This window comes from Clostridia bacterium, assembly GCA_024685775.1.
Taxonomy (GTDB): Bacteria; Bacillota; Clostridia; order Christensenellales; family CAG-1252; genus CAG-1252.
The window spans coordinates 1-25,909 of sequence record JAIKVL010000025.1 but is presented as its reverse complement, the minus strand read 5'-3'; the positions used below and the strand labels follow the sequence as shown (position 1 = coordinate 25,909).

Sequence of the window (25,909 nt, the reverse complement as noted above, 5' to 3'; positions counted from 1 at the left end):
TGTACGTAACCGTGCGCTTTTGAAGTCAGAAACAAAGCAGTTGCGCGATATGCAAAGCCGTTTCTTCGCGCTCAAACGAGCGGCAAAGAAGCCTTTGCGTCCAGCGCGTCGTCCGCAAAGCACGACCCGTCCCCGTAGCGGATTTGGAGATAGGCTTCCATCGCGATCATCGCCGCGTTATCCGTGCAAGTCTCCTTGGTCGGGAAATGCGCTTTCAAGCCGCGCTTTTCGCATTCTTCCGTCAAAGTCGCCCGAAGCGCGCCGTTCGCGCCTACGCCGCCCGCGATCGCGATATCCTTCAAGCCGAATTTCTTCGCGGCTTTGACCGCCGCTTTGACGAGCATCGATGAGACCGCCGTTTGGAAGGAATAGGCGACGTCCGCCTTTTTGATCTCCTCGCCCCTTGCGGTCGCGTTATGGACGTAATTGATGACGGACGTCTTGATCCCGCTGAACGAAAAATCGAATTCGCCCGTTTTCGGCTCGGGGATATAGACGGTCGCTTCGCCGCCTTTCGCCGCCCTCTCGATCTCGGGTCCGCCGGGATACGGGAGCGACAAGACGCGCGCGACTTTGTCGAAGGCTTCGCCGACCGCGTCGTCCATCGTTCCGCCGAGATACTCGAAGGAAAGATAATCCGTAACGCGGACGACCGCCGTGTGCCCGCCCGAAACGATAAGCCCGATATACGGAGGCTTCAAGGACGGATCGGCGAGATAATTCGCGGCGATATGACCGCGGATGTGATTGACTTTGACGAGGGGTTTATCGAGGGCGCAGGCAAGCCCTTTCATATAGCTGACGCCGACGAGGAGCGCGCCGAGAAGCCCCGCCCCGTAGGTCACGGCGAACGCGTCCGCGTCCTCCGCGCGAATCCCCGCTTTGTCGAGCGCGGCGGAGACGACGCTCTCGATATCGAGGACGTGATTTCGGCTCGCGATCTCGGGGACGACGCCGCCGAACTTTTTATGGATCTCGATCTGAGAAGAGATGACGGAAGAAAGAATAACGCCGTCCTTTAAGACGGCGCACGCCGTTTCGTCGCAGGAGCTTTCGACCGCGACGATCGTCAGATCTTTTTTCTCGGAAAGAGGATTTTCCATATTACGCCTTTTTCAAATATTCGACGATGAAATCTTGCAAATCGCCGTCCATAACGGCTTGCACGTTCGCATTCTCGTAGCCCGTGCGATGGTCTTTAACGAGGGTATACGGGCAGAAGACGTAGGAGCGGATCTGACTGCCCCATTCGATCTTTTTGAGTTCGCCTTTGAGGGATTGCTCGTACTCCATTTGCTCGCGCTCTTTGAGCTCGACGAGTTTGCTTCGAAGCATCTGCATCGCGACTTCGCGGTTTTGGATCTGGCTGCGCTCGTTCTGACAGGCGACGATGATGCCCGTCGGAATATGCGTGATGCGGATCGCGCTTTCGGTCTTATTAACGTGCTGACCGCCCGCGCCGCCGCTGCGATAGGTATCCACCTTCAAGTCTTCGGGGCGGATCTGGATCTCGCCGTCGTCTTGGATCACGGGCATAACTTCGAGGGAAGCGAACGAGGTATGGCGACGGCTGTTCGCGTCAAACGGAGAAATACGGACGAGGCGATGGACGCCCTTTTCCGCTTTCAGATACCCGTAAGCGTTGTCGCCGTCGATCTCGAAACTGACCGATTTGATCCCCGCTTCGTCACCCGGGAGGGAATCCAAAACCTTCATCGAATAGCCTTGCTTTTCCGCGTAACGGGAGTACATACGGAAGAGCATACTGCACCAATCCTGCGCTTCCGTTCCGCCCGCACCTGCGTGGAGCGTCAAAATCGCGTCGCACCCGTCGTGTTTTCCTTTGAGAAGCGCGGCGATCTTGATCTCTTCCGCTTGCTCCGCAAGTTTTTTGAGATCTTCTTCGATCTCGGGCAGGACGGAAAGATCTTCCGCCTCTTCTCCAAGCTCGATCATAACGGAAATATCGTCGGAAGAGGCGCGGAGCTTCTCGACTTTTTTGAGTTTGTCCGTGACCTGCTTCAACTCTTTATTGACCTTTTGGCTTTTGGCTTGATCGCTCCAAAAGCCTTCTTCGTTTTGAATCTCTTCGAGCTCTTTTTTGCGCGCTTCGAGAGCGGGAACGCCGAGCGCGTCCACGACTTCGTCTATCGTCTTATTGAGTTCGGAGACCCTTTGCTTACTTTCGTCGAATTCAACCATAATTACCTGCCGCAGCAATTCTTGTATTTCTTTCCGCTACCGCAGGGGCAGGGATCGTTACGCCCGACTTTTTGGGGCTTTTTCTCGGGGACGAGAGGTTTCGGCTGTCTGGGACCTTCCTCTTTGCGGATCTCCATTTTGAGCGCCATAAAGACGATATCGCGCTGAATGGATGCGATCATCTCGTCAAACATTTCGAAACCTTCGTTCGAGTAGCTGATCACGGGATCGTGTTGACCGATTGCGCGGAGACCGATGCCCTTGCGGAGCGCGTCCATCGCGTCGATATGGTCGATCCATTTGGAGTCGACGACGCGCAGCATGATCGCTCTTTCGAAGTCGCCGAAGGAGATGCCCTGCTCTTTGTAGGACGCTTCCTTCTCGTCGTAGGCGTTGACCGCGGCGAGCGCGACCGCGTTGATGACCTTATGCAGATTCAAGCCCGAAGCGAGTTCCTTCGTGACGACGTAGGAGCCTTCGGGGAGAAGCCTGTCGTTGATCTCTTTATTGATCCTGTCGTAATCCCAAAGGACGTAATCTTTGGAGTAATCGACGACGCCCGCGACGAATTCCGCGACGACGGACGGGATCATCTTGACGATCTCCTCGTGGACGTCTTCGCCGGTCAAAACCTTATTCCTTTCGGCGTAGATGATCTCGCGCTGACGGTTCATAACGTCGTCGTAGGCAAGGACGTGCTTACGGACGCTGTAATTGCGGTTTTCGACCGCGAGTTGCGCGCGCTCGATCGCGCGGGTGATGATTTTAAGCTCGATCGGCGTATCTTCATCCAAATTAAAGGTATTCGCGATGGAGTACATCCTTTCGCCGCCGAAGATTCTCGCGAGATCGTCTTCCATCGAGACGTAGAACACCGAGGAACCGACGTCGCCTTGTCTTCCCGAACGACCGCGGAGCTGGTTATCGATGCGGCGGCTTTCGTGACGCTCCGTTCCGATGACTCTGAGACCGCCCTGCGCCAATACTTCTTTCTTTTCCGCGTCGGTCTGCTCTTTGTACTCTTTATAAAAACGCTTGAAATCCTCTCTCGCGCGGAGCGCTTCTTCCGAGACTTCTTTCGCAAAGCCCATCGCTTCGACGATCGCTTCGTGAGAATAATTGTTCTTTTCGAGCGCGGCGCGCGCAAGATATTCAGGATTGCCGCCGAGCATGATATCCGTTCCGCGGCCCGCCATATTCGTCGCGATCGTGACCTGTCCGAGGCGACCCGCCTGCGCGACGATCTCCGCTTCGCGCTCGTGATTCTTCGCGTTCAAAACGTTATGGGGAATTTTCTCCTTTTTGAGAAGAGCGGAGAGTTCTTCACTCTTTTCGACCGTAATCGTGCCGACGAGGACGGGTTGCTTTCTCTCATAACAATCGCGGATATCCGCGACGATCGCGCGCATCTTGCCGGCTTTCGTTTTATACAAAAGATCGTTCATATCCTTGCGCTGAACGGGAAGATTCGTCGGGATCTGGACGACGTCCAAACCGTAGATCTGCTTGAACTCGGTTTCCTCGGTCTTGGCGGTACCCGTCATACCCGAGAGCTTTTTGTACATACGGAAATAGTTTTGGAAAGTAATCGTCGCGAGGGTCTTGTTCTCGTCCTTAACGCGGACGCCTTCCTTCGCTTCGATCGCCTGATGCAAGCCGTCGCTGTAACGGCGACCGATCATCAATCGACCCGTGAATTCGTCGATAATGATGACTTCGTGATCGTTGACGATATAATCGCTGTCGCGCTTCATCATAAATTGCGCTTTCAAGGCGATGTTGATATGATGGTTCAGATCGTTGTTTTCGATGTCGCCGAGGTTATCGATCGCGAAATAACGCTCCGCTTTCGCGACGCCCTCTTCGGTCAGGCGAATGCTGTTCTCCTTTTCGTCCTTCTCGTAATCTTCCTCGTGAAGGGTCTTGACGAAACGATTGACCGTTATATAGATTTCGCTGCTTTTATTTCCTCTGCCCGAGATGATAAGCGGGGTCCTCGCTTCGTCGATCAAGATGCTATCCACCTCGTCGATGATCGCGAAGTTCATTCCGCGCTGCACGGTCTGCGCTTTCGAAACCGCCATATTGTCGCGGAGGTAATCGAAGCCGAGCGCGTTATTCGTCGCGTAAAGGATATCGCATTCGTAGGCTTTTTTCTTTTCTTCGGAGGTCATTCCTTCGATCGAGACGCCGACGGTAAGCCCGAGGAAGCGGTGGACTTTGCCCATCCATTCCGCGTCACGTTTGGCGAGGTAATCGTTCACCGTGACGATATGCATCCCCTTTCCGGTAAGCGCGTTCAAATAGGCGGGCAAGGTACTGACGAGGGTCTTACCTTCACCGGTACACATTTCCGCGATCCTGCCTTGATGGAGCGCGATACCGCCGAGAAGCTGGACGTAGAAATGGCGCATCCCGAGGACGCGGGTCGCCGCTTCGCGGACGACGGCGAACGCGTCGGGAAGGATATCGTCGAGCGTGGCGCCCTGCGCGAGTTTTTCTTTGAACGCGGGGGTCATCGCCTTCAATTCGTCGTCCGAAAGAGACGCGTAATGCGGGGCGAGAAGTTCTATTTTATCCGCGATCTTGCGGAGCTTTTTGACTTGTCTGTCGTTTACGCTTGGAAATAAACTCATAATACACCTCGATTTTATTTTACTATACCAAAGATCATAAGTAAAACTATTTTAGATCAATAATGCTCGGCGCTTCCTCTTTTTGGACGGGCGGTTTTTCCTTGGTCGTGGCGAAGGTCAGCGCGACGACGCGGGTCGCGCCCGCCTTTTTGAGCGCGCGGGCGAGTTCGCCCGAAGTCGAACCCGTCGTCAGGACGTCGTCCACGATCAGGACGACCTTATTTTTCACCGCGGACGGATCGTTTATTACGAACGCGTCCTTCATATTTTCTTCGCGGGCTTTTCTGCCGCCTTCGAGCGTGGAGGAAGTCAGCGTGTCTTTCACCCGAGACGCAACAGACGGAAGATAAGGAATATTCAACCCTTTCGCGATCTCCGAAGCGAGAAGCGCGCTTTGGTTGTAGCCGCGCTTTTTCTCCCGATTCTTATGGAGCGGAACGGGGACGACCACGGACGCCGTCAAACCCCGATCGAGAAATTTATCCGTCATAAAGCGCGCCATATAGGGCGCGAGATATCGCTTATTGTTGAATTTCAGATCCATCACGAGGTTCGGGATCGCGGCGGAGTACGCAAACGGCGCGACGGCGACGTCGAATCCCTTTTCGTTCTCTTGGCAATCCAAGCAATACTCCGCTTCGGTCACGAGCAATTTTCCGCATTTCAAGCAACCGCGTTCGATAACCTCTTGCTTTTGGTAGCAATTCGAACAAACCGCGTAACGGGTCTTGCCCGCGAGTTCCCTTCCGCAGAACAGGCAGTTATACTCCGACACGAAGAGCGCGGAAAGCAGTTTTCTCGGGTCAAATTTCATTTTGCGTCAGGAAGCGGGACAAGGCGGTATGCCTCTTTTCCGTGTAGTTATTCTTGATCATTCGGACGACGTCTCCTTTGTTTCCGACGAGGACGACGGCGCGGCGCGCGCGGGTGATCGCCGTGTAAAGAAGATTGCGCGACGTCACGATCGGGTTATAGCGGTTAAACGCGACGACCGCGATCGGGAATTCCGAGCCTTGGCTTTTATGGACGCTGATCGCGTAGGCGAGAGAAAGCTGATCGATATCGCCCGAGGTGTAGGTCGCGATCTTGCCGTCCTCGAAACGGACTTTGACCTGCGCTTCCGCTTTATCGACTTCGAGGATCTTTCCGATATCGCCGTTGAAGACGCCTTCGCCCGCCTCGTAGCCGCCGCCCGAGGGAAGGATCCAACCGAGGTGATAATTATTGACGGTGTGGATCACGCGATCCCCTTCGCGGAAGACGCGATCGCCGTGCGCGATCTCCTTTTTCTCCTGCGAGGGCGCGTTCAAAACCTTTTGCAGCTCGGCGTTCAGATCTTCGACGCCGCCGTCTCCTTTTTTCAGGGGCGCGAGGACTTGCACATCCGACGCGTCCAGTCCGAAATAGCGTGGCAAACGCTCGGTGCAAAGCGAGATCACGTCCTTTACGACGCTTTCGCCTTCTTTTACGTTATCGAAGAAAAAGTCGCGGCTCCCGTTATCGAACTCGGGGACGTTGCCTCCGTTGATCATATGCGCGTAGATCGCGATATTGCTGTCCGCCGATTGGCGATAGATATGCGTCAGGTATTTTACGGGGATCTTCTGCGAGGCGATGATATCCGATAGGACGTTGCCCGCCCCGACGGACGGAAGCTGATCCTTATCGCCGACGAGGACGATCTTTCCTCCTTGCGGAACGGCGCGAAGAAGGGCGTTGAAAATATATTCGTCCGCCATACTGATCTCGTCCACGATGATGACGTCCGCGTCGATCTTCGTCCCCGAATAATAATCGCTCGAATGAATGTCGAGAAGGCGATGGATGGTCTTCGCTTCCGATCCCGTCGCCTCGCTCATCCTTTTCGCCGCCCGCCCCGTCGGCGCGGTCAACGCGAAAGAATAGCCCTCTTGACGCAGGATCTCGATAATGCATTTGATGATCGTCGTTTTGCCCGTCCCGGGGCCGCCGGAAATGACGACGCAGCCGCTGTTCACCGCCGCCGTCACCGCCTCTTTTTGCGAGGGGTGGAGCTTGACGTTCTCGCGCTTTTCGAATTGCTCGATCTCCCGTTCGAGATTGAGGTCGAGGTCGCTGCTCGACTCCATAATGCGAAGAAGGGTCTTCGCGATATTCTTTTCGAGGTTGTGATAGGAAGACAGCATAACGCCGTTCATATGAAGATCGTTCAGGTAGACGACCGTTCCGTCCAGTTGCATTTCGTCGAGGACGGTCAAGACCGCGCTTTCCTTCTCTCCGTCGAAACCGAGAAGTTTCATCGTCTCGCGGACGAGCATTCCGATCGGAAGATAGGTATGCCCCTTGGTGGAAGCCGACGTTTTGAGGACGTGGACGATCGCCGCGCTTATGCGGAAAGTGCTGTCCTTCTCGATCCCCATTTGAAGCGCGAGCATATCGGCGGTGGAAAAGCCCACCCCGTCCACGTCTTCGATCAGGCGAAAGGGATTATTTCGAATGATCTGCTCGGTCAAGCCCTCGTAGGTGCGATAGATTTTCAGCGCAAGGTTCAAAGAGATCTCGTACCCCTGCAAAAAGATGATCGTGTTTTGCATCGCGCGGAAGGACGAAAACTGCTCCCCGATGCTTTCCGCTTTCTGACGGCTGACGCCGCGAACCTTTACGAGTTCGAGCGGCGTAAATTCGATGACTTCGAAGGTCTTTTCGCCGAAGTGGCTCACTATGTTTTTCGCGGTGACTTCGCCGATCCCCTTAAACAGACCGCCCGAAAGATACTTGATCATACTTTCGCGATTGGTCGGCGGAGAGACTTTGACCGCGACGACCTTGAACTGCTCGCCGAAATTTCGATTCACGACGTAATCGCCGGACATAACGACCCTTTCCCCTTCCGTAACGGGGGGAAAGACGCCCACGCAGGTCACGCGCTTGGGCGTGGAAACGCCGACGACGGAATAGCCGTTCTCCGCGTTTCTGAAAATAATACTCTCAATGGTTCCGACGAGTTCCATAGAGAGTATTATATCATAAAAATAGGTAGTTAGTAAAGGCGGTAGAAAATTTCCGAGGGAATAAACGGAGATTTTGTAAAACGATCAGAGTTCTCCCTCGCATTCGATGCCGCCGACCGAATAAACGCGAGTATAGCCCATGTGGTCCATCGTGTACTTGACCTGCGCGCTTCGAAGCCCTTTCGAGCAATAGACGACACAGACCGTGTCTTTGGTTGGGACGGTTTCCGAGATGTGAGAATAGATCTCGGTAAACGGCGTGCAAAGCGCGCCTTTCAAATGCCCTTCCCTATATTCTTCTCTCGTTCGCGCGTCGAGAAGGAGCGCCCCGTTTTCGACAAGTTCGCGCGCCTTTTCCCGAGAGATCGGGATGAACGGCGCGGGCTCGACGTAGGCGGAAGATTCGTTTACGTCCGCGCATTCTCCCGCTTTCTCGCTTCTTACGCGAATCACGACTGTTTCGCGCGGCGGAACGAAAAACGACAGCGGCTCGCCGAGCGGCAGATCTTTTTTCTTCCAAAGATCGCGAACGGAAAGAAGACGCCCGAGAAGCCCCGCTTCTTTTGGGTCGATCGACATCGAAAGAGGCTCGTCGCTTCGGTTCAGGAATGCGATCGCCTTTTCCGCGGAGTTTTTCTTCCCGAGTTCCTTTACCCAAACTTCGCCGAGTAAGGCTCCGCTTTCGCCCTTGATCTCTTTCACGACGAACGCCTGCAAACACGCTTCGTCCTGATCGAGCGCGATCAGTTCTTCGTTTTTCAAAACGGCAAGCGTTTCCGCGGGGATCTTCGTCAAGTCGCAACCGATCATCAGCGGCGTGGACATCATACACCACATCGCAAAATGCGTTCTTTCTTCCGCGGGCGAAAGCCCGTTCCCGATCTGCATCATATCGAGATCGTTAACGTGACCCGGAGAGCAGAATCTCCGAAGCGGTTTGATATTGTCGATCTGGCGCAGGATCGAGGCGAAATCCGGTCGGATATCCGCGGCGGTGCGCCAGGAATCCGCGATCTCGACCGCCCATTCTCCGGGGAAAAACTTGCGGCAGATATTATAGACGACGCTCTTTCCCTTGCGTCCGCGGATCTCGTTCAGGATCTTTCCGATCTTGACGTACTCTTCTTTTTCGTCCACGCCTTCGCGAAGCGCGCCGCACCAATCGACTTTGAGAAAATCAAAATCACAATCGACGAGGAAGGTTTCGAGGTCCTCTCTTTCGTGACCGAACAAACCGACGTCTGCGCCGTTTTTCCCCTCGTTGTCGTAATAATACCCGCAAGACGCCCTGCCCGCCTCCGAATAAATGCCCGCTTTCAGCCCGAGCGCGTGCGCGTATTCCGCAAGGACCTTGATCCCGTTCGGAAAACGCTCTTTATGAAACAAAAGTTTCCCGTCCGCATCGCGACCGCCGAAAAAGCCGTCGTCCGTGTTCGCGTAAACGTAGCCGCTCGCCGCGAGCCCCGTCGAAACGAGCGCGTCGAATTGCGCTTTGAGTTTTTCTTCCGATATGTTCGTCCGGAAGCAGTTCCAAGACGCCCACCCCATGATCGGGGTCTTTCTTTTGAGATCCTCCGTCATACGCCCCTCCTTTAACGAAGCGCGAGGGGGCCGTACGTCGCCACGGTACCCTCCGCGTTATACGCCTCGATATTCGCCACGCCCGCCTTAACTGTGATAAAGCAGGCGACGTATCCGTTCGCTTCGGTGGGGCCGCCCGCGATCAAGGTGGCACTCGCGCCGCCTTGCGTATAGTCGAGGAAATGCTCGTGCCCCGCTATTTCGAGCTTGACCTCGTGATGCGCGAGAATGGCGGCAAAGCGCTCGTACTGTTCGTCCGCTTTCTCCCCCTTGGGCTCCTCATCGAGGATCTCTCTGGAAAAGAGCGGGATATGGCACAGGCAAACGTTATAGCCCGTAGCGATCACGGGGAGCGCTTCCATCTCCGCAAGTTGCTTTTCACGGTAACTCTCGCACACGTTCACGACGCCGAATTCCGCGTCCTCATCCGGCTTGGTATCCCCGCCGTCGAAAATGAGGAAATTCACTTCGCCGTAACTCGTCGTAAAATAATAATTCTCCAAGCCGATCACGGATTTGATTTCGCCCGAATACTTGCCGCGGATCTCGTGATTGCCCCGCACGAAGAGCGCGGGCTTAACGCCGCCCGTGATCTTTCCGGCGGGAATGACCGCGAAGTTTATGATATCTTCGAATTCGTTTACATAATTGATCTCGTCCCCCATCACCAAGAGGAGATCGTAATCGGAGCGCATTTCCGCAAGCGTTGCGGCGCGATCCGTCTTCTCGTGCCAATCGGTCAGAGAAAGCATCTTCAATTCGTCGCCGGTGACTTTGTCGGCGAATTTGTAACCTTTCGACTTGATAAACGTGCCGAGTTTGGGATCCCGCGACGCGTTTCGCAGCACTTTTGCGGAAGCCACCGTATAGGTGTTGCCGTAAAGGTGCTCGTACGGAACGCGCACGGTATGCACCCTGCGATCGAGGCGATATTTACCGTCCGACGCGTCGTAAACGACGTACTTTTGATCGCCGTAGGTATATTCCAAATAGCCGACGGAAACGGCGTTCGTGCACCACACGACGGAGAAATCCTTCCCCGTGTCGAAGACGACGGGCGCCGCCTCGAATTCGAGTTTTTCACCGTTCGCGGAGATCGCCGTCACGCCCGCGGAAAGTCCGACAAAGACGGCGACCGCGACGAACGCGAGGATCGCTTTCTTCTTCGCGAGAGGGATCAAAAACAAAGTCGCGATCGCGACGAGCCCCGCCGCGAAATACGGAAGCGTTTTCAAAAAAGTAACGCTTTCCGTCATTCTTCCGTAATACGTCAAGATCGGAAGCGCCGCCCCGAAAAGAAGCGCGACGATCTCCGCGACCAAACAAAAGACGCCGTTTCTCTCCCCTTCCTTACGATAGACGGCAAGAAACAGCGAAACGCCGAAAAACAAAGTCAAAGCGATCGAGAGCGAAAGAAGTAAGATCCCTATGAACGCGGGACCGAAAAGCGAACGATCTCTCTCGAAAAAGGAACTCGAAACGAAGACGTAGATCTCCGCGTAAGCGAGAAGAGTAAAAACCGCGAGAAACGCGCGCGAAGAGGCTACGCTTTTTATCTTTTGCCAAACCGCTTTCATTTTTTCCTTACCCCGCTATTCGATCCAAGAATTTTCACGCGCCGAAAGGATGTCTTTATCCTTTTGCGGGCAGAATTTTTCCCAATCGGCGTCCTTTAATTGTTTCAGAATACTGCCGGCTTCCGGCGTGTAACTGAATTCGTAGGCGCGAGTCATTTTCCCGCTTCCCGTTTTACCGCTGACGGTCGCCGTGAATTCCGAATTCACGTCGATCTTGCGGAAAACGCCGCTTCCCCATATCTCGAAACGGAAGCTCAACGCGCTGACGTTGATATTTTTCATTTTACCGCCCATACAATCGTTCAAACAACGGATCGTTTCCGAAGACGCGTTGACCGAGGCGGGATCGAGCGTAAGTTCCAGCGTGTAATACCCCGCGGACGCGGAAGGAAGCGCAAGATCGAACGAGCAGTTCGCCATAACCGAATAGTCGGCTGTTTTCCCCGATTCGTCTGCGAGCGCCAAGGGAAGATTAAAGAGAACCTCGGGTCTGTCCGGATAATAATTATAGGGCGTTCCCGGAGTTTCTTTCGGAGTGGGATCGGGGAAAGCCGCGTCGAAAGTCTTGGTCGAGCGATCGTACGAAACGTTGAACGTCGTCACGTCGAAGCGCGTGTTTCCCATCGAAGCGTGGCGAACGCCCGTGTTCGTTCCGCTCGCATAGGTCAACGCCTGATAAAAGAAGTCCGTTCCGTCTTGGACGATCCTGAAATAATCCGAACAGCCGTATTTATTCCCCGAGAGGGAATCGACGTGACAGAAGAAATTATAGCGTTTTACCCTGAGATGATTATAGCAAACGTTTACGAGCGCTTCGGCGATCTGATCGGACGACGCGTTTTGAACGAGCGCGGAAGACGGATCGTACGCCGCTTTTCCCTCCGAGTAAATGTTCGCGGGCGGAGCGAGGAGCACGCCGTCCTTTTCGGGAACGAACGTTTTCGCGGGTCCGAGGATCGCGCCGTAGACGAGAAGTCCGCCGCTTGCGGCGATCAGGATCGCGAGAATGATGACGATAACTTTTTTCATAGATTCCTCCGTTTATCGATTCGAAGCGGGCGCGGCTTCCGCCGCTTCCCTCTCCGTCAGTTTTTCGAGATCGGACGCTTTCAACGCCCTTTCCCATCCCTTCTCTTTGAGTTGCGAAAGGATGCTTGCCGCTTTTTTATCATAGCTGAATTCATAGGATCGCTTCAACATCGCTTTTCCCGTCTTCCCGCCGAGCGTCGCGGTCAGATCGGACGAGACCTCGATCGAACGGAACAGCCCGCACTCCCAAATCTCGAAGGTAAAGGTCAAGGAAGAGACCGTCAGGTTCTTCATCTTGCCGCCCGCGCCCTCGTTCAAGCGACGAAGCGTTTCCGCGGAAGCGTTCGCCGCGGCGGGGTCGAGCGAAAGGAAAAGCCTGTAATACGGAGCGGCGGGAGACGGAGACTCGACCGAAACGGTCGCGCCCGTCATAACGGAGTAATCCGTCCCGCGCCAATCCTTCGCGTCCAAACCGAGGGGCAGCCCGAACAGCCCGTACACGCGATACGGGGTCCGCGCGAACGCGCCGGGATTCGCCTCCCTGACGTCCGGACGATCGGGAAAAGCCGCGTCGAACGTCTTCGCGGAGCGATCGTAGGAGACATTCAAGGTCGTGGCGTCGAGGCGGGTCGAGCCGATCGCGGCGTGACAAACGCCGACGTTCCACCCGCCGCCGTAGGTCAGCGCCTGATAGAAGAAATCCGCGCCCCTTTGCAAGATCCTGAAATAATCCGAACAGGAGTACTTATTGCCCGCAAGAGCGTCGACGTGACAGAAGAAGTAATACCGCTCCGCCATCAGCGAATTATAGGTGACCGCAAGGAGCGCATCCGCCGCCTGCTCGGGCGTTAGGTTTTGAACGAGAGACACGGAAACGTCGTTCGGCGTCTCGCCCGCCATATAAATATTCGGCGGAGGCGCTTCGAGAACGCCGCTCGATTCGGGAACGAACGTTTTCGCGGGTCCGAGGATCGCGCCGTACGCGAGAAGCCCGCCGCTAACCGCGATCAGGATCGAAAGAAGAATGACGAACGCCGCTTTCATTTCCTCACCCCTCTCCGCATTAGCTTGCCGTTCCCAAGAGGATCATATAGCGGAATCCGCTCCTTTCCCCGTAGGTCGCCGCGCCACCGATATAGCTGAACGATTTATAACAGAACGCGCTGTTTAACGCCTGCCGAACCGCATTCGAGCAATCATCCATCGTCGGGCAGTACGCCGCGTCGATAAAGATCTCGATCGTAACGTAATCGGTGTCGGACGCGTTTCGCACCGGCACGAGTGTTTGAACGACCGCATCCAACTCGCCGGCGTTTACGATCACAAGATCGTTCGATTGCGATTCCGCAGCCGTTCCGTAATGAACGAACGCATAGGGATTGCCTTCCGTAACCGCCGCGCAGTTTTCCTCGGTATAGTTAACGGCTACGTAGTGGAACTCGCTTTTTTGTCGGTCGCTGATCAAAAAGTTTTTCAGCGCGAACGTTTCGTAAGAACCGTTTACGCCGAGGTTCGCGTGCGTAGCGTCGTAGACGAACCATTTCTTTTCCCCGCTTCCGTCGTCGACCCAGACTCGATTCCAAGCGTGCGAATTTCCGTGCACGCGAACGCATTTGATATCCTCGATACCCGCGAGAATGCAGACCGCTTTCGCGATCCCGTCGCAAACCGCGAGATGATAGTCGAAGACACCTTCCGCATACCAAGCGGTCGCATACTGCCAAAGGATCGAACCCGAATCCGAAGCGGTGATCGCTCCGTAATCGTAGGTCACTTCCGCGACCATCCATTGCATGATCGCATAGAGTTTTTGAACGTCCGTCATATCGTCCGAAATATATTCGCGACAGATCGTTTTCGCTTTATTCATCATCCGCTCCGCGGCGGACCCCGAAGTCGGGATGGGTTTATAGCCGTGAGAGAAAGCGTAAAAGAGTTGGTCGGAGGAAGTAACGGAGACGGAATTCATCCTCGTCAAATACGGGAAATCCTCGAAGGAATCGCCCCGCGCCTCGCCCATTCGGTTTATCGCGAGGAAGTCCTGCTGCGCGCGTTCCTCGATCGCATAGTCTTGCCCGGGCAAAAGGGTAGCGACTTTATCGAGGCGGAAATTATCCTCGCTCATGCAACGCATCCTAAAATATAGGGGACTGCCGCCGTGCGAATATTGGAACGCCCAATTTTGCGCGGTGGTTTTTTTGAGGAGCTGATCCACAAGATCTTCAAATTCCGAGACCGTCAGGTTCGGATAAGAAAAGTATTTGTAATACGTCACTTTATAGAACAGCAAGTAGTCGTATAACAACCGCAATTCTTTCTCATCTCGGATACTGATCAAGTCGGAAGAATTATTTCCGTGTAAGGTAAACGTCTCGTAGTAATCCATAAGCTCGTTGCGCCGGCAGACCTTGCAGGTTTCCGCTTCGTATTGATGCGGCGCGTACTCGGTCCCCGTGTACTCGTAAGAATCGGAGCAACGCGAGCAAGCGCTGTAAAAGTGCGCGTAGGTAACGCAGGTTTGCGGGATATTATCGTAGACGACGTAATCGTGACCGAGCGCGGGAGTCGCCTCGGAATAGGTATAAGCGCAAGCCGAACACCCGTAAGTATCCTCGCCCGCATTCACACAGTCGGGCGACACGGATGCGAGGACGGAGAACGAATGCGGCGAGCGCGTCAAAGCCGACTCGCAACGCGAACACTTTGCCCAATGTGCCGAATCATCGTAATACGAGCCGCTCGGCGAATGCCCGAGCGCGGGGATCGCCCCGTACGTCGAATAGGAGCAGCGCGAGCAAGTAACGTATGCCGCCCAGCCTTCCTCGGTGCAAGTTACGGCTTGCGCGGGATGATCGATAAGCACGTGATCCTCGTTTACGGGGATCGTTTCCTGCGCAAGGATGACGTAAGCGCAGACCGAGCAATGCGAGCCTTCGGTCAAGCCCGTTTCGGAGCAATTCGCCTCCACTCCCGGATCGATCGCGGGCGTATGCGGAAGAAGATCCATCGGGATCGAGCAACGAGCGCAATAATAGTAATGTCCCGAGCTGTCTCTGCCCAATTCGCTCCCCTCCGAATGCCCAAGCGGCGCAAACATCTCTATCGTCGTGTACGAACAGCAAGTACACTCTTCATAAGCGTTATGCCCGCTTTCGGTGCAGGTCGCCTCCTTCCTATCGTAAGAAACGATCGTGTGACCGTTTGCGGGCAATTCACAATAGGTCGAATAGTCGCAACGCGAGCAGGTGACGTACGCCGAATAGCCGCTTTCGGTGCAGGTCGGTTCGAGACCTTCGTGCGGAATCTCGTCGTGTCCGAGCGCGGGAATGACGGTATAGGTCGTGTAGTCGCAAATTCGGCAAGCTTCGTATTCCGCGTGACCATCCGAAAGACAAGTAGGCGCTTCGGCGGCGTAATGCTCCAAAGCATGCCCCGCCGCGGGGATCGTCTCTTGCGCGAGGGTGACGTAAGCGCAGACCGAGCAATGCGCCCCTTCGGTCAAGCCCGTTTCGGTGCAAGTCGCTTCCACCCTCGGATCGGTGACGGGCGTATGCGCGGTAGAATCCATCTGAGCCGAGCAACGAACGCAAAGATGGAAATGCCCGCTTTCATTCGATTGAAGTTCGCCCGGATGATGCCCGAGCGCGGGGATCCTCTCAAAGGTGGTATACGAGCAGCGAGAACACGTCTCATACGCGGCGCACCCGTCTTTCACGCAAGTCGGCTCGGCGTAGGGATGGTTTTCGATCTCGTGACCGAGCGCGGGGATCTCTCGATAGGTCGTAAAATCGCAATTCAAGCAATGGGAATAAGCGTCGTGTCCCGCGGTGAGGCAAGTCGGGGGCTCGCTTTCTTCCTCGACGAGCGTATGCCCTTTCGCGGGAAGCTCCGCGTAAGAAGAGAACGAGCAACGCGAGCAAACGAAATAATTCGCGAAGCCGCTCTCCGTGCAAGTCGCGGGTTTCCCGGGGTACTCCGTCTTACTGTGTCCGAGCGCGGGGATCTCTTTGTAATCGGTATAATCGCATCGCGAGCAACGGACGTACGCTTCGTTTCCGGGCGTTACGCAATCGGGCTCCGCGGCGGGATATTCCGTTAAATCGTGACTGCCGATCCGAGGGACGATCTCGGGCGTTCGGGTCCGATAGCCGCAAACCTTGCAATGCGCGCCTTCCGTCCGCCCGTCGCGGAAACAACTCGGCTCGACCGCTTCCTCGATTTCGTTTTCGTGCGGTTCGACCCCGAGCCGCTCGGAACAGCGCAGGCAGGTGCGGAAATGCCCGCTTGAATCGCTCGACAAATTATAAGACTTTTTATGACCCAACGGATCGATCGAGGTTTTCTCCGAATAATCGCACAGCTCGCAATACCGATACGCATTCCAACCTTCTTCCTCGCAACCCGGGCGCTTCGCCGCGACGGATACGAGTCGATGCTTTTCGGGATCGGCGGGGATCTCGACCTGCGCTTTGAAGACTTTTTCGCAAGCCGCGCAATGCATTCCTTCCGTCCGCCCCGCGGAAGAACAGGTCTCCTCTACCGCGGCGTCCTCCGTAAAGTCGTGATCCGCGTACCCTCGAACGTCGCAATTACGGCAAACGCGGATATGCTGCGTTTCGTTCAAATATTCCCAATCGGAAAAATCGTGACCCGTGGCGGGAAGTTCTTCAAAGGACGAATATGCGCAAAGCGCGCAGGTGTAATAGGCTTTCCAGCCGTCCTCCGTGCAGCTTGCGTTTCGTTTCTCGTGGAAGACGAGCTGATGGCGATCGGGATCGGGCTCCGTCCTGTCCGAAACGTAAGAATACGCGCAGAGGGGGCAGGTATATTTCGTGTAACCGCCGGACACGCAAGTCGCTTCCGCGGTTTTTTCCTTCATTTTGCAATCCTTCGTCTCGGTTACGGTCGGATCGGAAAGAAAATAGCGTGAATGCGTCCCGTTCTCGTTGGATTTCCACGCCGAGTACTCCCCTTCGGGAAGTTCGGGTTCGAGAGGCTCGGAATTTCCGAGAATGCTCGACAAAAGATCGCAGGAAGCAAAGCAAAAAAGGAGCGCGACGACGCTGACGATCAAAATCAATAAAGCGAATGATTTTTTCATAGCCGAACTCCCCGAAAACCTTTGCTCGCCGAAACGGCGATCTTCTCTGCGTTTCTTCGAAACGCTTTTTTTATTGTAACACGGAAAACCCCGTAAAATCAATACGCTCTCCCTTTTCCGTTTCCCCCGTTTTATAAAAAAACGGCGTATGATCTACGCCGCTCTTACAAATCCGTGACCGGATCTCTTTTCGTTATTTACGCAAAAGCGCTTTGATTTCTTCCGCTTTGTCCGTTTGCTCCCAAGGGAAGCCTTCCCTTCCGAAGTGACCGTAATTCGAAGTCGCGCGGTAGATGGGTCTGCGAAGCGCGAGCGTGTCGATGATCGCCGAGGGGCGAAGATCGAAGACTTTCGCCACGATCTTTTCGAGTTCGCCGTCCGGAAGGACGCCCGTTCCGAAAGAATTGACGTGCAAAGAGATCGGGTGCGCCACGCCGATCGCGTAGGACACTTCGAGCTGCATTCTTTCCGCCGCGCCCGCCGCAACCATATTTTTGCAGACGTAACGCGCCATATACGCCGCGCTGCGGTCGACCTTCGTCGGGTCTTTTCCGGAGAACGCGCCGCCGCCGTGGGGGCAATAGCCGCCGTAGGTATCCACGATGATCTTTCTGCCCGTGAGTCCGCTGTCGCCGTGCGGTCCGCCCGTCACGAAGCGACCGGTCGGGTTGACGTAGATCAGCGTGTTCTCGTCCAGCAAAGACGAAGGGATCGCCTTTTTGATGATCTTCTCTTCGACGTCTTTCCGAAGGACTTTGATATCGACTTCGGGAGAATGCTGCGTCGAGACGACGACGGTATGGACTCTCTTGGGTTTCCCGTCGACGTACTCCACCGTGACCTGCGCTTTTCCGTCCGGGCGAAGATAGGAGAGTTCCCCTTTCTTTCTCGCTTCGGTCAAGCGAAGGGTCAGCTTATGCGCGAGGGTGATCGGGAGCGGCATTAAGCTCTCGGTCTCGCGGCACGCGTAACCGTACATCATTCCCTGATCGCCCGCGCCGATCAAATCGTATTTATCGCCGGACGCGCTGTCCGTGCTTTTATCCACGCCCATCGCGATGTCGGGCGACTGCTCGTCCAAAGAAACCATAACGGAACAGGTGTCGGCGTCGAAACCCATATCGCTGGACGTGTAGCCGATGTCGCGGATCACGTCTCGAACGATCTTTTGAACGTTCGGAGTCGCGGACGAGGTGATCTCGCCGACGAGGATCGCGATGCCCGTCGTAACGACCGTTTCGACCGCGACGCGCGCGGCGGGATCGCTCTTTAAGATCTCGTCCAAAACCGCGTCGGAGATCTGATCCGCCACTTTGTCGGGATGCCCTTCCGTTATACTTTCGCTCGTTATCAATCTTACGTCTTGCATTTGTGTAAAGTAGGGGGCGGAAACCGCCCCCATTCATTCGCCATTAAGCCAAATAGGAGTTTTCGTCCTGTGCGTTGCTGTCCACGAGAGCGTTCGGTTGAACGTTCACGTTCTGATACATTTTGAGACCCGTTCCGGCAGGGATCAACTTGCCGAGGATAACGTTCTCTTTGAGCCCGAGAAGCGGATCGACTTTGCCTTTGATCGCCGCGTCGGTAAGGACCCTCGTCGTCTCTTGGAAGGAAGCGGAAGCGAGGAAGCTCTCGGAAGCCAAGGAGGCCTTGGTGATACCGAGAAGAGTACGCTTCGCGGTCGCGGGTTCTCCGCCGAAGGAAAGGACCTTGCGGTTGCTCTCTTCGTAGGTCGAAAGATCCACGAGTTCGCCGGGGAGGAAATCGGTGTCGCCCTGCTTCTCGATCCTGACCTTACGCATCATCTGACGGATAATGATCTCGATATGCTTGTCGTTAATATCGACACCGGACAGACGATACGCGTCTTTGACTTCGCGGATCAAGTAATCCTGAACGCCCTTTACGCCGCGGGTACGGAGGAGATCCTGCAAGTTGATCGCGCCTTGGGTAAGCTGCGTTCCGGGATCGACTTCCTGCCCGTCCGTCACGAGGACTTTCGCGTTCAAAGCGGGGACGTACTCCTTTCTGTCTTGCTCGTTCTCGACGACGATCGTGCGCTTCTTGTTCTTTTCGGTGATCGTCACGGTACCTGCGATATCGGAAATGATCGCCTGCGCTTTCGGATTGCGGCACTCGAAGAGTTCTTCGACGCGCGGCAAACCTTGGGTGATATCTTCGGAAGACGCGACACCGCCGGTGTGGAACGTACGCATCGTAAGCTGGGTACCCGGCTCGCCGATGGACTGCGCCGCGATGACGCCGACCGCTTCGCCGATCTTGACGGGGTTGCCGCTCGCCATATTCTTACCGTAACACTTGGAGCAAAGCCCCGTCGCGCACTTACAGGTAAACACGCTGCGGATCTTGACGCTCTCGATGCCCGCCTTTTCGATCTCTTTCGCGGCTTCTTCGCTGATCATCGCGTCCGCCGGGACGATCTCTTCACCCGTCTTCGGATTGACGATCGCGTCGATCGTGTATCTTCCGATGATACGATCTTTCAAAACCTCGATCAAATCGCCTCTGCCGCCGTAGATCGCGCTGACGACGATACCCTTCTTGTCGCCGCAATCCATATCGCGGATGATGACCGATTGCGAGACGTCGACGAGCCTACGGGTGAGGTAACCGGATTCCGCCGTTTTAAGCGCGGTATCCGCGAGACCTTTACGACCGCCGTGGGAAGAAATGAAGTATTCGAGAGCGGACAAACCTTCGCGGAAGTTGCTCTTGACAGGAAGCTCGATGGTTTTACCGGTAGGATCTTTCATAAGACCACGCATACCGGCGAGCTGACGGATCTGGCTCATATTACCACGAGCGCCGCTCTGCTCCATCATCTTGATCGGGTTGAATTTATCCCAGCACTTGGACAAAGCGTCGGTAACGTCGTCCGTAACTTTGTTCCAGATCGCGATGACCTGCTTCGCTCTCTCCGCGTCCGTAATGTGACCGCGGCGGAAGAGCTTCTCGACGTCCGCGACTTTCTTTTCCGCGTCCGCGATGATCTGGTCTTTCTCTTTGGGGATATGCATATCGAAGACGCTGGTCGTCAATGCGCCGATGGTAGAGTACTTAAAGCCCTGCGCCTTGATCTTGTCGAGGACGACGGCGGTCTCGGTGCTGCCCTTGTACTTAAAGCACTTTTCAACGATCTGTCCGAGCTGCTTCTTGCCGACGAGGAAGTCGATTTCGAGAGCGAGCGCGTTCGCGGGATCGCTGCGGTCGACGAAGTGGAGATCCTGCGGGATCGCCTCGTTGAAGATGAAGCGGCCGAGCGTCGTGTGGATTCTGCCCGTAACGACTTTGCCGTCGATCTCTTTGCTGACGCGGACGTAGATCTTCGCTTGGAGTTCGATATCCTTATTCGCATAGGCGAGTTTCGCCTCGTCCACGCTCATAAAGTACTTGCCTTCGCCCTTCGCGCCTTCTTTCTCGATCGTCAGATAGTAACTTCCGAGGATCATATCCTGCGTCGGGGTCATAACGGGTTTGCCGTCCGAAAGCTTCAAGATGTTGTTCGTCGAGAGCATAAGGAATCTCGCTTCCGCTTGCGCCTCGATGGAAAGAGGAACGTGGACAGCCATTTGGTCGCCGTCGAAGTCCGCATTGAACGCGCCGCAAACGAGCGGGTGCAGTTTGATCGCCCTACCTTCGACGAGGACGGGTTCGAACGCTTGGATACCGAGGCGGTGAAGCGTCGGAGCGCGGTTCAAAAGGACGGGATGGTCTTTGATGATATCTTCGAGAACGTCCCAAACTTCGCTTCTCGCTCTTTCGACGTAACGCTTCGCGTTCTTGATATTGTTGCAGATATTTCTCTCGACGAGCTCTTTCATAATGAAAGGCTTGAAGAGTTCGAGCGCCATTTCCTTCGGCAAACCGCATTGATAGAGTTTGAGTTCGGGGCCGACGACGATAACGGAACGACCGGAATAGTCGACACGCTTACCGAGAAGGTTCTGACGGAAGCGACCTTGCTTACCTCTGAGCATCGCGGTCAGGGATTTGAGTTCGCGGCTCTTTCCGGAAGAATTGGATTTCGCTTTCTTGCTGTTGTCGATCAGGTTATCGACCGCGACTTGAAGCATACGCTTTTCGTTGCGAATCATCGCGTCCACGCCGCCGGTTTGCAGGAAGTGCTTCAAACGTCTGTTACGCGAAATGACGAAACGATAAAGATCGTTCAGATCGGAAGTCGCGTATCTGCCGCCGTCGAGGGGAACCATCGGGCGAAGCTCCGGGGGAAGGACGGGAAGCGCTTCGATAATCATCCATTCGGGCTTGGAACCCGTCGCCTTAAAGGCTTCGACGATTTCGAGCTTCTTCGCGAGTTTCATTCTCTTCGGCGCTTGCGCGTTATCCTTCGAGGACTTTTGATCTTCGGCGATCGCTTTGCGGATCTCGACGATCTCTTTGTCAAGGTCGATCTCTTGGAGAAGGATCTTGATGCTTTCCGCGCCCATACCGACTTTGAAGCTGCCTTCTCCGTAGGTGTCGATCGCGTCGCGATATTCGATGTCGTTCAAGACTTGCTTCTTATGAAGACCCGTCGTGCCCGGATCCAAGACGACGTAGCTCGCGTAATAGACGACGTGCTCCACCTCTTTCGGCGGCATATCGAGGATCGTGGCGATACGGCTCGGCGTCCCTTTCAAATACCAAAGGTGCGCGACCGGAGCGGCAAGCTCGATATGACCCATGCGCTCGCGGCGGACTTTGCTTTGCTCGACTTTAACGCCGCAGCGATCGCAAACGACGCCCTTATGGCGAATTCTCTTATACTTTCCGCAGGCGCACTCCCAGTCTTTGGTCGGCCCGAAGATCTTTTGGCAGAATAAGCCGTCCGGCTCGGGTTTTTGCGTCCTGTAATTGATCGTTTCCGGCTTGGTGACTTCGCCGCAAGACCATTCTCTGATCTTTTCGGGAGAAGCAAGACCGATTTTTATGGAATCGAAGTTATTAATTTCAAACATAATTACGTCCCTCCATTAAAAGATGCTGTCTTCGTCGTCTTCCACGCCGAAGAGATTCTTGATGTCCGCTTCGTCCGCAACGGTCTCGAAGGGGCTGTCCGCATCGTCCTCGCCGACGGTGTCTTCTCCGAAGATGCCGCCGAGATCGATCTCGCTGTTCGTCGGAGCTTCTTGCTGCGGTTCGATGGTCGCGACGTCCTCGATCGTGTCGGGGATCTCTTGATCGTTTTCACCGAGCGCGCGAATATCGAGCCCGAGGGAACGCATTTCGCGAACGAGAACGCGGAAGGATTCCGGAATACCCGGCTCGCTGATGTTTTGTCCCTTCGTGATGGAGGCGTACGCCTTTTCACGACCGGACACGTCGTCCGACTTGACGGTCAACATCTCTTGCAGGATGTTCGCCGCGCCGTACGCTTCGATCGCCCAAACTTCCATTTCGCCGAGACGCTGTCCGCCGAACTTGGCTTTACCGCCGAGCGGTTGCTGCGTGACGAGGGAGTAAGAACCGGTCGAACGCGCGTGGATCTTATCGTCGACAAGGTGGGCGAGTTTCAGGTAGTACATATAACCGATCGTGACTTTATTCTCGAAGGGTTCGCCCGTACGTCCGTCGAAGAGCTGGACTTTGCCGTCCGCGGGAAGCCCGTTGGAGACCATAAGCTCTTTGATTTCGGATTCGTCCGCGCCGTCGAAGACGGGGGTCGCGATCTTCCAATCGAGCATCTTACAGACGAGACCGAGGTGAACTTCGAGGACCTGTCCGATATTCATACGAGACGGAACGCCGAGGGGGTTCAACACGATCTGCAAAGGAGTGCCGTCCGCCATAAAGGGCATATCCGCTTTCGGAAGGACGCGGGAGACGACGCCTTTGTTACCGTGGCGTCCCGCCATCTTATCACCGACGGAGATCTTTCTCTTTTGCGCGATATACACGCGCACGAGTTTATTGATACCCGCGGAGAGGTCCGCTTTGTTTTGTTTGGTGAAGACTTTAACGTCGACGACGACGCCGTACTCGCCGTGAGGAACGACGAGGGACACGTCTCTGACCTCTCTCGCCTTCTCGCCGAAGATCGAGCGGAGAAGCCTTTCTTCCGGCGTGGGATCGGTCTCGCCTTTCGGCGCGACTTTACCGACGAGGATGTCGCCCGCGTGGACCTCTGCGCCGATGCGGATGATACCGTTCTCGTCGAGGTCTTTCAGCATATCTTCGCTACGGTTCGGGATATCGCGCGTAATCTCTTCGTCGCCGAGTTTGGTCGAACGCGCTTCGGTGTCGTAGGTTCCGATGTGGATACTCGTAAACACGTCGTCGCGAACGAGTTCGTCGGAAATAAGGACCGCGTCTTCGTAGTTGTAACCTTCCCAAGTCATAAAGCCGATCAGGATGTTTCTTCCGAGCGCGAGCTCGCCGTTTTGCGTGGCGGGGCCGTCCGCGAGGACTTCGCCTTTCTTAACGAACTGACCGATTTTGACGACGGGTTTTTGGTTGATACACGTTTCGTGGTTGGAGCGTTGGAACTTCAAGAGCTCGTAGGTCTTGATCTCGTCGTCTCCCTTGACGGTGATCGAATCGCCGGTGACGGAAGTGACGACGCCGTCGAACTCGGAGAGGACGACGATCCCGCTGTCGTGCGCGATCTTATATTCGATACCCGTTCCGACGATCGGAGCTTCGGGGCGAATAAGAGGAACCGCCTGACGCTGCATGTTCGAGCCCATCAAGGCGCGGTTCGTATCGTCGTTTTCAAGGAAGGGGATCAGGGACGCCGCGACGGAGACGAGCTGCTTCGGCGACGTGTCGAGGTAATCGACCTTGGACGCTTCCACGTTGCGGATCTCTTCGCAGATACGGCAGGAAACGATGGGGTTTTTGAGCCTTCCGTCCTCGCCGATCGGTTCGGTCGCCTGACCGATGATGTACTTATCTTCTTCATCCGCCGTCATATAGACGATCTCGTCGGTGACGATGCCCGTCGCCTTGTCGATCTTCCTGTACGGGGTCTCGATGAAGCCGTATTCATTTACTTTCGCATAGGTCGAAAGAGAGGAGATCAAGCCGATGTTCTGACCTTCGGGGGTCTCGACCGGGCACAAACGTCCGTAGTGGGAGTGGTGAACGTCACGGACTTCCATGCCGGCTCTTTCGCGGTTCAAACCGCCGGGGCCGAGAGCGGAGAGCTTTCTCTTATGGGTAAGTTCGGCGATCGGGTTTTCCTGATCCATAAACTGCGAAAGCTGCGCGCTGTTGAAGAACTCTTTGATCTTCGCGGTAACGGGTTTAACGTTGATAAACTTTTTGATTTCGGCTTCGTCCGCGTTCGTCGTGTTCATCTTTTCGATGATCTGACGCTCCATGTTTTGGAAGCCTTTTCTCATCTCGTGTTGGAGAAGTTCGCCGACCGCGCGGACGCGCCTGTTCGCGAGGTGGTCGATGTTATCGAAGGAACCGACGCCGTGCGGAATGTTGAGGTTGTAGTTAACGATCGCGACGATATCGTCCATACGGATCTGACGGGATACGAGCCTGTCCGCATTCGCTTTGACGGCTTCTTCCTTCTCCTCGTCGCTTTCGAGACCTTCCCAGATCTCCATCAGGGTCGGATAGTGGACGTGCTCCAAGACGCCGAGCTCTTTCGGATCTTTCTTGACGAAAGCGGAAAGATCGACGGTGTTGTTACCGATGACCTTGACTTTCGATCCGTCCGCTCCGACGACGTACGCGACGTTCACGCCGGCGTTTTGGATTTCCCAAGCCTTTTCGATATCGACCGAGGTTCCCTTTTCCGCGAGGACTTCGCCGTATTGATCGACGATGTCGTCCGCGAGCTCTCTCTCCGCGATACGATTCGCGAGGGAAAGTTTCTTGTTGTATTTATTTCTGCCGACGCGGGAGAGATCGTAACGCTTCTTGTCGAAGAAGATGCCCGGGATATTCGCCTCGACGCCTTCTTTGGTGATGATCTCGCCGTTTTTGATGGTCTTGTAAAGCTCGGTCTTCGCTCCGTCCAAGGTGCGCTCGCCTTCTTTATCTTTTTCCATCGTCGTCCGCATGATCTTGTCGTCCTCGCCGAAGAGGTCGATCAAGGTCTGATCTTCGGTCAGTTCGAGCGCGCGGAGCATCAAAGACGCGGTGACTTTCTTTTTGCGGTCGACCTTGACGTACAAAACGCCGGTGGAATCCTGCTCGAATTCCATCCACGCGCCGTTCTTCGGGATGACCGTGCATTTATAGGTGATTTCGCCGTCTTTATCCACTTCCTTCTCGAAGTAGACGCCCGGGCTTCTGACGAGCTGCGAGACGATGACGCGCTCCGCGCCGTTAATGACGAAAGAACCCGTCTCCGTCATAAGGGGGATGTCGCCCATGAAGATCTCGTCCTCTTTGATGAGATCGCCTTTCTCGCGGATCGTAAGACGCACTTTGACGCGAAGAGGCGCGTTGTAAGTAACGAGGTTCTCGCTCTTACAGGCTCTTGCGGAGAAATGCGGCTCTTCCACTTTGTACTCGCCGAACTCCAAAATGAAACGCTCGGCGCCGTTCGTCGCCCTTTGAACGATCGGGGAGAACTCGTCGAAAATTTCGCGAAGACCTTCTTCCAAAAACTTCTTATACGAACCCTTTTGCAGCTCGATAAGATACGGGAGATCCAGGACCTCCTTCGTTTTGGAGAAACTCATTCTTTCCACGTTGCCGTACTTTACCTTGTGAACAGACATTGAAAAAACCACTCCTTCCAAATTTAAACGCTTTCGCTTCCGCCCTTTTTTCCTTCACCTACGGTGGGGAAAATTTTTTTGAGGAAAA

At 55.0% G+C, this 25,909-nt stretch carries 13 protein-coding genes; all 13 read right to left on the bottom strand.

The annotated features are described in order from the left end of the window. Window positions 1-71: 71 nt before the first annotated feature. The 13 genes from tsaD to K5753_04335 all read right to left on the bottom strand — a co-directional run bounded on the left by tsaD (window position 72) and on the right by K5753_04335 (window position 25,821). Window positions 72-1,103 carry a tRNA (adenosine(37)-N6)-threonylcarbamoyltransferase complex transferase subunit TsaD gene (gene tsaD, locus K5753_04395; GenBank protein ID MCR4726442.1) on the bottom strand — a complete coding sequence of 344 codons (1,032 nt, stop codon included), beginning with the start codon at window positions 1,101-1,103 and terminating at the stop codon, window positions 72-74. A 1-nt stretch (window position 1,104) separates the two neighbouring features. After that, window positions 1,105-2,202, bottom strand: coding sequence for a peptide chain release factor 2 (prfB, locus tag K5753_04390; GenBank protein MCR4726441.1), 1,098 nt, complete (start codon window positions 2,200-2,202; stop codon window positions 1,105-1,107). Between the two features lie 2 nt (window positions 2,203-2,204). Next, window positions 2,205-4,838, bottom strand: coding sequence for a preprotein translocase subunit SecA (gene secA / locus K5753_04385; GenBank protein ID MCR4726440.1), 2,634 nt, complete (start codon window positions 4,836-4,838; stop codon window positions 2,205-2,207). A gap of 46 nt (window positions 4,839-4,884) precedes the next feature. After that, window positions 4,885-5,652 (bottom strand): ComF family protein, encoded by a 768-nt coding sequence (locus tag K5753_04380; protein MCR4726439.1) that lies wholly within the window; start codon window positions 5,650-5,652, stop codon window positions 4,885-4,887. Further along, window positions 5,642-7,828: an ATP-dependent RecD-like DNA helicase gene (locus tag K5753_04375; GenBank protein MCR4726438.1), complete on the bottom strand. Its 2,187-nt coding sequence runs from the start codon at window positions 7,826-7,828 to the stop codon at window positions 5,642-5,644. Before K5753_04375 ends, K5753_04380 begins: the two co-directional genes overlap by 11 nt. 84 nt (window positions 7,829-7,912) lie before the next feature. Beyond that, on the bottom strand, window positions 7,913-9,409 hold the full coding sequence (locus K5753_04370) for an alpha-galactosidase (GenBank protein MCR4726437.1): 1,497 nt from the start codon (window positions 9,407-9,409) through the stop codon (window positions 7,913-7,915). Between the two features lie 11 nt (window positions 9,410-9,420). Further along, window positions 9,421-10,986: a metallophosphoesterase gene (locus tag K5753_04365; GenBank protein ID MCR4726436.1), complete on the bottom strand. Its 1,566-nt coding sequence runs from the start codon at window positions 10,984-10,986 to the stop codon at window positions 9,421-9,423. 15 nt (window positions 10,987-11,001) lie between these two features. Next, window positions 11,002-12,015 (bottom strand): hypothetical protein, encoded by a 1,014-nt coding sequence (locus tag K5753_04360; GenBank protein MCR4726435.1) that lies wholly within the window; start codon window positions 12,013-12,015, stop codon window positions 11,002-11,004. A 12-nt stretch (window positions 12,016-12,027) separates the two neighbouring features. Beyond that, complete coding sequence (locus K5753_04355; protein ID MCR4726434.1) at window positions 12,028-13,059, bottom strand: hypothetical protein; 1,032 nt, start codon at window positions 13,057-13,059, stop codon at window positions 12,028-12,030. A gap of 19 nt (window positions 13,060-13,078) precedes the next feature. Continuing rightward, on the bottom strand, window positions 13,079-17,116 hold the full coding sequence (locus tag K5753_04350) for a hypothetical protein (protein ID MCR4726433.1): 4,038 nt from the start codon (window positions 17,114-17,116) through the stop codon (window positions 13,079-13,081). A gap of 193 nt (window positions 17,117-17,309) precedes the next feature. After that, a complete protein-coding gene (metK, locus tag K5753_04345) occupies window positions 17,310-18,485 on the bottom strand; it encodes a methionine adenosyltransferase (protein ID MCR4726432.1) in 1,176 nt (391 codons plus the stop codon). 43 nt (window positions 18,486-18,528) lie between these two features. Beyond that, a complete protein-coding gene (gene rpoC / locus K5753_04340; GenBank protein MCR4726431.1) occupies window positions 18,529-22,095 on the bottom strand; it encodes a DNA-directed RNA polymerase subunit beta' in 3,567 nt (1,188 codons plus the stop codon). Window positions 22,096-22,110: 15 nt separating this feature from the next. Continuing rightward, window positions 22,111-25,821: a DNA-directed RNA polymerase subunit beta gene (locus K5753_04335; GenBank protein MCR4726430.1), complete on the bottom strand. Its 3,711-nt coding sequence runs from the start codon at window positions 25,819-25,821 to the stop codon at window positions 22,111-22,113. Window positions 25,822-25,909 lie beyond the last annotated feature (88 nt).

What these genes read in the sequence shown, in the direction of transcription:
- tsaD (MCR4726442.1), bottom strand. Translation starts at nt 1,103, where the DNA reads ATGGAAAATCCTCTTTCCGAGAAAAAAGATCTGACGATCGTCGCGGTC.
- prfB (MCR4726441.1), bottom strand. Translation starts at nt 2,202, where the DNA reads ATGGTTGAATTCGACGAAAGTAAGCAAAGGGTCTCCGAACTCAATAAG.
- secA (MCR4726440.1), bottom strand. Translation starts at nt 4,838, where the DNA reads ATGAGTTTATTTCCAAGCGTAAACGACAGACAAGTCAAAAAGCTCCGC.
- K5753_04380 (MCR4726439.1), bottom strand. Translation starts at nt 5,652, where the DNA reads ATGAAATTTGACCCGAGAAAACTGCTTTCCGCGCTCTTCGTGTCGGAG.
- K5753_04375 (MCR4726438.1), bottom strand. Translation starts at nt 7,828, where the DNA reads ATGGAACTCGTCGGAACCATTGAGAGTATTATTTTCAGAAACGCGGAG.
- K5753_04370 (MCR4726437.1), bottom strand. Translation starts at nt 9,409, where the DNA reads ATGACGGAGGATCTCAAAAGAAAGACCCCGATCATGGGGTGGGCGTCT.
- K5753_04365 (MCR4726436.1), bottom strand. Translation starts at nt 10,986, where the DNA reads ATGAAAGCGGTTTGGCAAAAGATAAAAAGCGTAGCCTCTTCGCGCGCG.
- K5753_04360 (MCR4726435.1), bottom strand. Translation starts at nt 12,015, where the DNA reads ATGAAAAAAGTTATCGTCATCATTCTCGCGATCCTGATCGCCGCAAGC.
- K5753_04355 (MCR4726434.1), bottom strand. Translation starts at nt 13,059, where the DNA reads ATGAAAGCGGCGTTCGTCATTCTTCTTTCGATCCTGATCGCGGTTAGC.
- K5753_04350 (MCR4726433.1), bottom strand. Translation starts at nt 17,116, where the DNA reads ATGAAAAAATCATTCGCTTTATTGATTTTGATCGTCAGCGTCGTCGCG.
- metK (MCR4726432.1), bottom strand. Translation starts at nt 18,485, where the DNA reads ATGCAAGACGTAAGATTGATAACGAGCGAAAGTATAACGGAAGGGCAT.
- rpoC (MCR4726431.1), bottom strand. Translation starts at nt 22,095, where the DNA reads ATGTTTGAAATTAATAACTTCGATTCCATAAAAATCGGTCTTGCTTCT.
- K5753_04335 (MCR4726430.1), bottom strand. Translation starts at nt 25,821, where the DNA reads ATGTCTGTTCACAAGGTAAAGTACGGCAACGTGGAAAGAATGAGTTTC.